Source organism: Nocardia goodfellowii, from assembly GCF_017875645.1.
GTDB lineage: Bacteria > Actinomycetota > Actinomycetes > Mycobacteriales > Mycobacteriaceae > Nocardia > Nocardia goodfellowii.
The window spans coordinates 4,357,741-4,368,729 of the sequence record NZ_JAGGMR010000001.1; the positions used below are offsets into that span (position 1 = coordinate 4,357,741).

Annotated in this window: 10 protein-coding genes; 9 read left to right on the forward strand and 1 reads right to left on the reverse strand. The window is 67.3% G+C overall.

What is annotated here, in order from left to right; all coding sequences use genetic code 11:
- The first annotated feature begins 3 nt into the window (after positions 1–3).
- From crtI to BJ987_RS20000, 6 genes are read left to right on the forward strand one after another with little or no spacing between them, the layout of a single operon-like run.
- Positions 4–1,539 carry a phytoene desaturase family protein gene (gene crtI / locus BJ987_RS19975; RefSeq protein ID WP_209892237.1) on the forward strand — a complete coding sequence of 512 codons (1,536 nt, stop codon included), beginning with the start codon at positions 4–6 and terminating at the stop codon, positions 1,537–1,539.
- Positions 1,536–2,525 carry a phytoene/squalene synthase family protein gene (locus BJ987_RS19980; protein WP_209892240.1) on the forward strand — a complete coding sequence of 330 codons (990 nt, stop codon included), beginning with the start codon at positions 1,536–1,538 and terminating at the stop codon, positions 2,523–2,525. The genes crtI and BJ987_RS19980 overlap by 4 nt, the downstream gene beginning before the upstream one ends.
- 8 nt (positions 2,526–2,533) lie before the next feature.
- The gene (locus tag BJ987_RS19985) at positions 2,534–2,884 is read left to right on the forward strand and encodes a lycopene cyclase domain-containing protein (RefSeq protein ID WP_209892242.1); all 351 of its coding nucleotides are present in this window, start codon (positions 2,534–2,536) and stop codon (positions 2,882–2,884) included.
- Entirely contained in the window at positions 2,881–3,213 is a 333-nt protein-coding gene (locus BJ987_RS19990; protein WP_209892244.1) for a lycopene cyclase domain-containing protein, read from the forward strand. Before BJ987_RS19985 ends, BJ987_RS19990 begins: the two co-directional genes overlap by 4 nt.
- A complete protein-coding gene (locus BJ987_RS19995) occupies positions 3,210–4,796 on the forward strand; it encodes an FAD-dependent oxidoreductase (RefSeq protein ID WP_209892247.1) in 1,587 nt (528 codons plus the stop codon). Before BJ987_RS19990 ends, BJ987_RS19995 begins: the two co-directional genes overlap by 4 nt.
- A gap of 53 nt (positions 4,797–4,849) precedes the next feature.
- Positions 4,850–5,881, forward strand: a complete 1,032-nt coding sequence (locus BJ987_RS20000; protein WP_372446883.1) for a DUF5914 domain-containing protein — start codon at positions 4,850–4,852, stop codon at positions 5,879–5,881.
- A 45-nt stretch (positions 5,882–5,926) separates the two neighbouring features.
- Here BJ987_RS20000 and BJ987_RS38030 read toward each other — a convergent pair whose 3' ends face one another.
- Positions 5,927–7,123 carry a PucR family transcriptional regulator gene (locus BJ987_RS38030; protein ID WP_209892251.1) on the reverse strand — a complete coding sequence of 399 codons (1,197 nt, stop codon included), beginning with the start codon at positions 7,121–7,123 and terminating at the stop codon, positions 5,927–5,929.
- Between the two features lie 320 nt (positions 7,124–7,443).
- Here BJ987_RS38030 and BJ987_RS20010 point away from each other — a divergent pair, with 320 nt between their 5' ends.
- From BJ987_RS20010 to BJ987_RS20020, 3 genes are all read left to right on the forward strand, one after another.
- Positions 7,444–9,201 (forward strand): hypothetical protein, encoded by a 1,758-nt coding sequence (locus BJ987_RS20010; protein ID WP_245367290.1) that lies wholly within the window; start codon positions 7,444–7,446, stop codon positions 9,199–9,201.
- A gap of 203 nt (positions 9,202–9,404) precedes the next feature.
- Positions 9,405–10,445 carry a methyltransferase domain-containing protein gene (locus tag BJ987_RS20015; protein ID WP_209892258.1) on the forward strand — a complete coding sequence of 347 codons (1,041 nt, stop codon included), beginning with the start codon at positions 9,405–9,407 and terminating at the stop codon, positions 10,443–10,445.
- A gap of 304 nt (positions 10,446–10,749) precedes the next feature.
- Positions 10,750–10,986 carry a hypothetical protein gene (locus BJ987_RS20020; RefSeq protein ID WP_209892262.1) on the forward strand — a complete coding sequence of 79 codons (237 nt, stop codon included), beginning with the start codon at positions 10,750–10,752 and terminating at the stop codon, positions 10,984–10,986.
- Positions 10,987–10,989 lie beyond the last annotated feature (3 nt).

Consider the following 10,989-nt stretch of genomic DNA (forward strand, 5'->3'; position numbering starts at 1 on the left):
AGGATGCGCACGGTCAAAGGACGCGGCGACCATATCGTGGTCGTGGGAGCAGGCCTGGCGGGGTTGTCCGCCGCACTCCATCTGGCCGGGCGCGGGCGGCAGGTGACCGTTGTCGAACGCGAATCGGTGCCGGGCGGACGAATGGGCCGACTGGACCTGAACGGCTACCGTATCGACACCGGCCCAACGGTTTTGACCATGCCCGAACTGCTGGACGAACTCTTCGACGCGGTCGGGGAGCGAACCCGTGACCGTCTGGACCTGGACCCGGTGGACCCGGCCTACCGGGCGCACTACGCGGACGGCCGAACCTTCGATGTGCACAGCGACGAGAATCGGATGATCGACTCGATCACCGAGTTCGCCGGTCCCGCCCAAGCCGCGGGGTATCGGGCGCTGCGGTCCTGGCTCACCCGGTTGTACACCGCCGAGTTCGACCGGTTCGTCGCCGCGAACTTCGATTCACCGCTGTCGATGTCGATCCCGGCGCTGGCGCGATTGACCGCGCTGGGCGGATTCCGCGGCTGGGACCGCAAGGTGGGACAGTTCATCACCGACCCGGATCTGCGGCGGGTGTTCACCTTTCAATCGCTCTACGCCGGAGTCGCGCCCGAGCGGGCGTTGGCCGCCTACGCGGTGATCGCCTATATGGACACCGTGGCCGGAGTGTACTTCCCGCGCGGAGGCATGCGGGCCGTGCCGGATGCGCTCGCGGCCGCGGCCGAAGCCGCGGGAGTGCGCTTCCACTATCGGACCTCGGTGACCGAACTCGAGCGTGTGGCCGGAAAAGTGCTCGCAGTGCGCACCGAGGAGGGCGAACGGATCGAGTGCGACGCCTTGGTGCTGACCACCGAACGACACCGGGCCCACCAGCTGCTCGCCCACCGCTCGCGTCGTCCGATCGCCGTGCGGCCGGCACCCTCGGCGGTGGTGCTGCACGTCGCCTGTGCCCGGGACCGGCGAATACCGCACCACAGCCTGCTGTTCGGCGCGGCGTGGAACGACAGCTTCCGCGAAATCATCGACGAGGGACGAGTCATGACCGATCCGTCGATCCTGGTGACCAAGCCGACAGCGGGTGACGGCGAACTCGCCCCCGACGGTCGTGACCTGCTGTACATCCTGGCCCCCGCCCCGAATCTCGGGCGCGGTGGAATCGATTGGGAGCGAACGGGTGAGGGATACGCGCAGGAGATTCTTGAGCTCGCCGGACACCGTCTCGGCACCGCCCGTCCGCGCGACACCGAGTTGCTGCGCGTGGTCACGCCCGCGGACTGGGCGCGCCAGGACATGCTGGCGGGCAGTCCATTCGCCCTGGCGCACACCTTCGCGCAAACCGGTCCATTCCGGCCCGCCAACATGATTCGCGGTATCGACAATGTAGTGCTGGCGGGCGGATCGACCCTGCCGGGTGTCGGCATCCCGCCGGTTCTGATCTCCGGGCGGCTGGCCGCCGACCGGATCACCGGCCCACCCGGGCGCGGGCATCGGGCCACTGCCGTCGCGGTGGCCTCCCGCGCGGATCGGCAGGCGACATGACGCGCGCCGAACTGGACGCGGCCGGAATCACCGATTCGAGTCTGCGTCGGTCCTATCTGTGTTGCCGTGAGCTCAACGCCGCCCACGGTAAGACGTTCTTCCTCGCGACCAGGTTGCTCGCACCCGACCAGCGCCCGGCTGTGCACGCGCTCTACGGTTTCGCCCGCCGCGCCGACGATATCCTCGACGACTTCGATCCGGTGCTGACGCCCGCCGATCGCGCACAGCGTTTGCGCTCGCTCGCCACCCAATTCGACCGCGCGGATACCGCCGGTGACCCGGTGCTGGCCGCCGTGCTGCACACCGCCCAGACCTATCGGATACCCCGGCACCTGTTCGAGGCCTTCCTGAGGTCCATGCGGATGGACCTGACGGTGACCGACTATCCCGATCGGGCCGCGCTGGACCATTACGTCTACGGTTCCGCGGAGGTGATCGGGATGCAACTGCTGCCGGTTCTGGGCACCACCGAATCCGTCGAGGCCGCAACGCCTTTCGCTGCCGCGCTGGGAAAGGCCTTTCAGCTCACCAACTTTCTCCGCGACGTCGACGAGGACCTGGCGCGCGACCGGGTGTATCTCCCCGCCGACGAACTCGCCGCCTACGGGGTGGATCGGGGACTGCTGGAGTGGTGCCGCCGGCGTCGCCGGGTCGACCCGAAGGTCCGCCGAGCATTGGCCGAACAGCATCGGATCACCCGGGACATCTACGCCGAAGCGCGGCGCGGCATCGAACTGCTGGCGCCACGCTCGCGTCCCTGCGTGGAAACGGCGGCGGTGTTGTACGGGGAGATCCTCGATCGCATCGAGAGTGCTGACTTCGAGGTATTCGGACGGCGCGCCAGAGTCGGGACCAGGCGTCGCCTGCGGGTCGGTGCGGCAGGATGGCTGCGCGCCCGACGGGCTCGGCGCATACCGCACAGCCCGGCCGGTCCGGGCACGAGTTCAGAACCGTTCGACACCGCCGAATTCCGTGAACACGGCTGAGGAGAACAATGGAGCACTGGCACTACTCGTTGGTCCTGGCGGCATGTCTGGCGCTGACCGCCCCGCTCGAGTTTGTCGGACCCGGTGTCTATCGACGTCCGCACCTGCTGTTTCAAGCCCTGTGGCCGGCCGCGGCGCTCTTCGTCGTCTGGGACCTGGTGGCGATCGCGGCGGGCGTGTGGGATTTCAACGAGCGCTACACCCTCGGAGTGCTGTTGCCGGGCCGGATGCCGGTGGAGGAGTTGCTGTTCTTTCTCGTGGTACCGCTGTGCGGGCTGCTGACTTTCGTGGCGGTCCAAACGCTCCTCGACCTGGCCGCCCGCCGACGTGGCCTCGTCTCGAAATCGGCCGGTCGATGAACCTCACCAGTGTCGGGTACACGCTGCCGGTGCTGCTGGCGGTCCTCGCCGTGTGCGTGGCCGAGGTGCGGTGGCTGCGCACGGGATTGTTCCGCCGTCCGGCCTACTGGCTGACGATGTCGATCGTGCTGGGATTTCAGATCCCGGTGGACGGCTGGCTCACGCGACTCGACGCGCCGATCGTGCTGTACAACCCCGAACATATTCTCGGCGTGCGGTTTCCGTGGGATATCCCGGTCGAGGACTTCTTGTTCGGATTCGCGCTGGTTACCGCGGCGCTCCTCGGGTGGGAACGTGGCCGGCAGCGGCGCGCGGGTGCCCAGCGGTGACCGCGGCACATACCGGCTACGGCCGCGATCGGCGGCGCGTACGGCTACCCGCGGCGCCTGGGCACCGCAATCTCGGACGCACCACCTCCGCACCGCACGTGGTGGTGGTCGGCGCGGGGATCGCGGGCCTCGCGGCGGCCACGGGGTTGGCCGAGCGTGGCTGTGACGTCGACATCGTCGAGCGGGAAGAGTATCTGGGCGGCCGAGTCGGCGGGTGGACCGAACGGCTCTCCGACGGGACGCCGGTGGGGATGAACCGCGGCTTCCACGCCTTCTTCGCCCAGTATTACAACCTGCGAAAGTTGTTGGGGCGTAGCGATCCCCGCTTGGACCGGTTGGTCCGGCTCACCGATTATCCGCTGATCGACGCCCAGGGCCGCCGCGACACCTTCCGCGGGCTGCCCCGCACCCCGCCGTGGAACGCGCTGGCCTTCGCGCTGCGCAGCCCTAGCTTCCGGCTGCGCGACCTGATCCGCATGGACCCGCGAGCCGCCGCGCCCCTGGCCGCGGTGTCGGTCCCCGACATCTACGCCCAACTCGATGACGTGGACGCGCAAACGTTCCTGCGCGACATCAATTTTCCGGCCCCCGCCCGGCACCTGGCGTTCGAGGTGTTCTCGCGCAGCTTCTTCATCGAGCCCGACCGCATGTCGGCCGCTGAACTCGCGACGATGTTCCACATCTACTTTCTCGGATCGAGCGAGGGGCTGGTCTTCGATGTGGCGCGCGACAACTTCGACGTCGGCCTCTGGTCGCCGCTCGCGGAGTATCTGACCGCACCGCGCACAGCGAGCAAGCCGGGGACCGTGCGCATCCACCGAAAGACATCCATCGAACGCGTCGAGCCCAAAGGGGCCGGGTTTCTGCTCGTCGACGACACCGGTGCGACGAGGGAGGCCGACGCGGTGGTGCTCGCCGCCGATATCGCCGGTCTCCGTCGCATCGTCGCCGCCTCACCCGAACTCGGAACTTCCGAATGGCGTTCCCGCATAGCCGCTTTGGCGCTGGCGCCCGCTTTCGCGGTGCATCGGCTCTGGCTGGATCGGCCGGTGCGCCCGCACCGGCCGGGATTCCTCGGCACCGGCGGAATGGATCCGCTCGACAACATCAGCGTGCTGGATCGCTATGAACGCGGAGCCGCCGAATGGGCCGCGGCCACCGGGGGAGGGGTCGTCGAACTGCATGCCTATGCCGCGGCCGCGACGATCCCCCCGCCGACCACCCGCAACCAGGTGCGCGATCGGCTGCTGGCGCGGCTCCACGCGATCTATCCGGAGACCGCGGCGGCGACCATCGTGGGCGAATCGATGTTGTGGCGACAGGATTGTCCACGGTTCTCGCCCGGCGACTTCGCCGGCCGTCCCGGCATCGAGACCCCGCACCCACGGCTGGCGCTGGCCGGAGACGGTATCCGGGTCGACCTGCCCGTGGCACTGATGGAACGCGCCGCGACCACCGGTTGGCTCGCGGCCAACACGCTGCTGCGGCAGTGGGGTGCGGCGGGGCACGAACTGCACTCGGTGCCGGTCCGCGGGCGCTCGACGCTGCTGCGCGAGTTCGCGTCTCGGGAGCGGGCTCGATGAAGGAACCAGAAGGAGCAGTACCACGAGCCGTCGTTTTCCGGGAGGTCTCAGCAGTGAAGGTAGTCAAGGCCGTCGGCGCTCGTGTCGACCGCATCGCATGGCTGGAAAAGTCACCGTTGCAACGGTTTTCACCGGAGGTATGGTCGCGGCAGCGGCCCACCTATTCGGACGCCGACCCCGCCCTGATCACCGCCGCCCTGAAATGGTCACAGCGACGGCCCTCCGGAAACTGGTATGTCGTAGCCGCGAGCCGTGCCATTCGCCGCGACCGGCCCCTGGGCTTCCGGATCGGGGGCAGGGAGGTCGTGGCCTGGCGCGACGAGGCCGGCGGCCTGCACACCGGGCCGGGCGCCTGCCCGCATCTCGGTGCGCCGTTGACCTCGGCGGAAGTCGACGACGACGCGCTGATCTGCCGATGGCACGGCATGCGGGTCGGCCCGCACGACAGCGCGTCCCGATGGTGCCCCTATCCCAGTTTCGACGACGGCGTGCTGGCATGGGTGCGACTGGACTCCGTGGGCGGCGAAACCCCGACCGACGCACCGATCATCGGCCCGCGACCCGCCGACACGACGGTGCACGCGGTGACCCGGCTGATCGGTGGCTGCGAGCCGCGCGACATCATCGCCAATCGCCTCGACCCCTGGCATGGATCCTGGTTTCACCCCTACTCGTTCGCGTGCCTGGAGGTGACGCGTACGCCGCCGCGCGACGAGATCACCGAGGAGAACCACGGTTTCCTGCTGAATGTGACCTTCCGGGTGACCCGCGGGCTCGGCGTGCCCGTCCAGGCGGAGTTCACCTGCCCTGACCCGCGCACCATCGTCATGCGCATCGTCGAGGGGGAGGGTAAGGGCAGCGTCGTCGAAACCCACGCCACCCCACTGGGTCCCGGCCCCGACGGCCGCGCGCGCACGGCGGTGGTGGAGGCGACCATCGCCGATTCCGAGCGGCCGGGATTCCGCTACGCGCGTCGCGCGGCACCGCTGCTGCGCCCGCTGATCAATCACGCGGCCACCCGGCTCTGGCGTGATGACATGGCCTACGCCGAGCGCCGATATCAGTTACGCACGCACCAGTGCTGACCGGTGGACATCGTTGTCCGGTGCGGCGCGCCGACGCCTTCGCGACTACCCCGCATGCGCCGCCGCGGGGGATCGGTCGGTGTATCGGCGCACGATCAGCGCCGACCGCAGTCGCCACAGACCCGCGACGCTGCAGGGATCGCAGCCGGTCAGTTGGTGAATCCTTTTGAGCCGATAGTCGATGGTGTTGGTGTGCACGTGCAGTTTCTTGGCCGTGCGCTGGCGATTCATGTCGTTGGCGAGATGCGTCGTCAGGGTGTGCAGTAGTTCGGGATGGTCGTCCAGCGGAATCAGCAAGGCGCGCAACACGTCTCGCGCCGGCCCCGGCCGGGTGAGCTGAAAATGCAGACCGAGATCGCTCATCCGGTACAGGCCCGGTTCCACGTGCATGGCCGTGGCCGTATCGAGGAAGTCGTGCGCCTGCCGGTCGGCCGCGGGGATATCGGAGGTGGCGGCTGTGAGTGCCACCGCGATCAAAGGTTGCCGTGTCGCCTCTGCCAGCGCGTCGAACAATTCGCCGAGTCCGCTGTCCTCGACGAAATCATGCGGGATCAGCAGTGTGCCGCCGTCGGCGCCGACGATCGACAACGCCTGTGGCCCACAGTATTCGGTCAGGGCGGCGTCGATGCGGGTGGCCGTGGCCGGGCCGTTCTCGGACTTGCTCCGATCCGCGACTGCCGGAACCCCCAGGGCGATGACGTGGTAGCGGGCGCTGATCGGAATGCCGCAGTGGCGGGCGAGCGGACCGGCGTGGTCCCCGCGCAGTAGAGCGACGGCGAGGTTACGGGTCGCCGCGTGGTGGGAGTTCGCGGGTGCCGGTAGCTGGCATGTGTAGACACGGCTGAGCCGCACGTGCACCGATTCCAGGGTGTCGAGTTGCCGCCGGGTCGCCATGCGCCATTCGTCGGCGGAGAGTTGCCGCCCGTCGACCCGCTCGGACCCCGCACGGAAACCGGCGTACACCGCTTGCTGGAGACGGTCCAGGCCGAGGCCGAGTTTCGCCCATAGCCGCGCCGAGGATTCTAGCTCGGCGATCCGGCCGGCCAGGTCTTCGCCCCGGTAGCCGGCGACCGCCAGTTCCGTGCAGGCATGAATGACCTGCGCGCTCAGGTCGGCAGGAGGGACTTCGCCGCGCTCGAGTGCGGCGGCCGACGGCGGCGTCGCTGCCGGAGCGGAACCGCGCGAAATGTGCACCGAACGAGCGCGCGCGGATGCTGTGCTGTGCCGAACTGTTGTATTCACGGAATCCGACTTCCTTCCACCGACCGTTTGGTGACCGTGGCCAGCGGTCAGCAGATCGTACAAGATCAGTGCACAGTTGTACACTGAGTGGAACGACAACGGACCGGCCTTCGGATTCGAGCGACTGCTGTGGAAGGCATGTCAGTGCACATGCGTGCACGTTCGAGCCTGCGACCGCTATCTTTGTGCTACTTTCCGTAACGCTAAGTTGCGGTTCGTGATGGAGGTCTGTGGTGCCCGACACTGTCGACGGGGACATCGTCCGGCTCGCCCAATCGGGCAGCGAAGGCGGTGGGGCAGCGTTGGATCAGGTGGCGCTGATGTCCGGCTCCGCCGGCGTCATCGGCCTGATCCTGCTGTGGATCGGATATCTGCACCGCGCTCGGCGGATCAGCTGGCTGCAGCGCGTCGCGGACGGCCTCGGACGCCTGTTCAACCGTCCCGGCTGGGTAGCGCTGCCGGTGGCCTTGTTCCTGGCCACGATCCTCACCGCCCTGCTCGGCTTCATCTGGGACGTCAGCCTGCATATCGGTAACGGCCGCGACGAGGGGCCCCTGGCCAACCCGGCCCACTATTTCATCCTCGTGGGACTGTTCTTCCTGTTCACCGCCGGCATGACGGCCATCGTGCTGCCCCTCGACGAGAAGCCGGGCCCGGCCGCGGTGCGCATCACCCGCACCTGGTACGCCCCGGTCGGCGGCATCCTCATCGCCGGCGCCGGCCTGTACGCTCTGATCGGGTTTCCGCTCGACGACATCTGGCATCGGATGTTCGGCCAAGACGTAACCCTGTGGGGCCCAACGCATCTGATGCTCATCGGCGGTGCGGGACTCTCCCTCGTCGGTGTGCTGCTGCTGGAGTACGAGGGCCGCCGCAACCGGCCCGATCCCGGCCGCCCCGAAGGCGGGTGGCTGATCCGCTCGTTCGCCTTCGGCGGGTTGCTGATCGGCTTGTCGGTGTTCCAAGTGGAGTTCGATTTCGGGGTCGAGCAGTTCCGGCTGGTGCTGCAGCCCATGCTGATCGTCGCGGCATCCGCTGTTGCCCTGGTCGCCGCTCGGATCACGCTCGGTCCGTTCAGCACGCTCGTGGTGGTGGCCTTCGCGGCAGTGGTCCGGGGGGCCGTGGCCTGGCTGGTCGGCGGACCGATCATCGACGCACCACGCAACGTGTTTCCCCTCTATCTCGGCGCCGCGATCGTGGTGGAGGTAGCGGCGCTGCTGCCGCTGGCACGGCGGCGGCCGATCTGGTGGGGTGCGGCCACCGGGTTCGGCATCGCCACCGTGGGACTGTGGCTCGAATCCTGGTGGATCCAGCGGATGTTCGTCGACGCGTGGCCCGCCGCGATGTGGCCCGAGATGCTCGCGATGGCTGTCCCGGTCGGAGTCGCGGGCGGTGCGGTCGGCGCGATGCTGGCGATCGTCCTGCGCGGCGAACCACTACCGCGCCCCGCGATCCGCCGTGGCCTGGTGTGCGCGGCCGTGGTGGTCGCCGCCGCCGCTACCGCGAACGGTTTGACCATCCACGTCCCGCAGAACGCCTCGGCCGAGGTCACCTTGACCGACGCCGAACCCGATGCCGGTCGGATGGTGACCGCCGAAATCCGCCTCAGCCCAGCCGATCTCGTCGGCGCGGACCCGGAATGGGTGCAGATCCTGGCCTGGCAGGGCGGCATCGGAAGCGACAGCCCCGGGCGCGGCCTGGTGGTCGATCAGCTCGAACGGCTGAGCGCGGGCCACTATCGGTCGACCCGCCCGGTTCCGGTGCACGGCACCTGGAAGACGGTCCTGCGCGTGCAAGATGGCCGCACACAGACCGCGATGCCGATCTACATGGCCGCCGATCCAGGGATAGGCGCCGAGGAGGTGCCCGCGCTGGCGTCGTTCCAACGGGACTTCGTCGCTGAGATCACCGTCCTGCAGCGAGAGCGCTCCTTCGACCATCCCGCCTGGTTGTTCAGTGCCGCTTCCCTGGTCGTGCTGTTGTGCAGCCTCGCATTGATCGCCGCGCTGTCCTGGGGAGCCGCCCGGATCAACGATCGATATCTGGCGGAAGACCGGGTTCCCGCACCCGCACCGTGACAGCGGATGCCGTTGTCGCCGGGAGTGGTTCACGGCCAACGCTCCTCGACTGTCGCGGGCGGTTGGCGGCGATCGCCTACCGCCTGCTCGGGTCGGCCGACCAGCTGACGTCGGCGCGCGCCGCGAAACCTATGTGGGACAACGGCTCCCCGAGACCTTGTTCGCCGGAGACCCGATGTCGGGCCCCGCCGATACCGTCGCCGGTGCCACAGATCGGCGGCAATAAAGAACGAATCGGCGGATGCGCCACCGGCTGTCACCGGAACGGCGGATACTTCAGTGGCATCAGCGCGCTGGAAGGCCAACCGATGGAGAAGGCGACAGAGACAGGCCGGCACGACCTTCGCTCGTCTGCCTGGTTCCGAGACCAGCGGGATTTCTGGTGGAACGATGACTTCATCGCGCTGCTCGCCGAAAGATGGCGTCTTGACGAGGCGCACTCGCTGGCCGACATCGGGTGCGGTCTCGGTCATTGGGCACGGTTGCTCTTCCCGTTCCTGGGTCCTGATGCTCGACTGACCGGGGTCGATCGAGAGGTGACCTGGCTGGCGCGTGCGCGGGAGGTATTCCTCGATGCTTACCCGGCTGCTGTGGCTGCGGGACGCGTGGAATTCGATCAAGGCGACGTGAACTCGCTCGCTCTTCCTGCCGACACATTCGACGTGGTCACCTGCCAAACTCTTTTGATGCATCTCGACAAACCCGAGCGAGGTTTGGCCGAAATGTTTCGTATCGCGAAGTCCGGGGGTCTCGTCGTTTGTGTCGAGCCCAGCAATCTGTTCAATATGATGTCGTTCGATTCATGCACCTCTGAACAGTCCACCGAGGACTTGGTGCGGAATTTCGAGTTTTGGCTTCGATTCCAGCGCGGCCGGATCGCTTTGGGTAAGGGCGATATTTCGATAGGAGAGCGCCTGCCCGGAATGTTCGCGGAAATAGGCTCGACCGATATAAACGTCTATCTCCGCGATAAAGCGTTCCCGGTCTACCCTCCGTATTCAGGTCCGGAACAGGAAGCCACACTGGAGCCGATAAAGGCTTGGGAAAGCAGCGACACAGGGCCGTGGAATTACGCACAACTGGCGCGTTATTTCCTGGCAGGCGAAGGAACCGCGCCGATGCTGGAGTCTCAGCTGGCGGCCATGCGTGCGGAAGGAGAACGGCAGTTCAACGCTGTTTCTGAAAAACGATATTCATGCGGCGGCGGCGCTGTCGTATATATCGTCAGCGGCCGGAAACCTTGATCTGAGCTCGTCGGCAACGCCGACAGCCCGTCCGTCGAGCCGTCCGGACAGCCGGCCGCCGGAGCCGGGCTTAAGCCGAAGGGCGCCTTGGCGACCCGGTCGGAACCTCCTCGATCGCCGGCGGCCCGTGTCGACGCGCGCAACCCATCTGACGGCGCGGAAATGACCTTGGATCGGACGGCAAGAAGTCTCGGCAACACCGAAAAAATGCGGCTCCGCAGTCATATACTGGTATGGGTCGTGGGGCGGTCCGTCGAAAAATTCGAACGCGTGCGCCCTGAGGCTCAACACCCAAGGAGGAGCCATGCTCGACCAGGTCGAAATTGCACATGCGCTCAAGGATAAAAATTACTTCCACTCTCTTCGGCCGGCGGAGCAAGAAGCCGTCGTCACCGCTGGCGGAATCGGGGCTGTCGATATCAGCGACGAGAGCCTCGAGTCCGTCAGCAGCGGCCTTGAAGGTGGAAGTCAAATGCTTTACACTGGCACGGATGCGCAGGAGGAGGGGGGCTCCCAGACAATGATCATTTGCACGTGCTGAGTG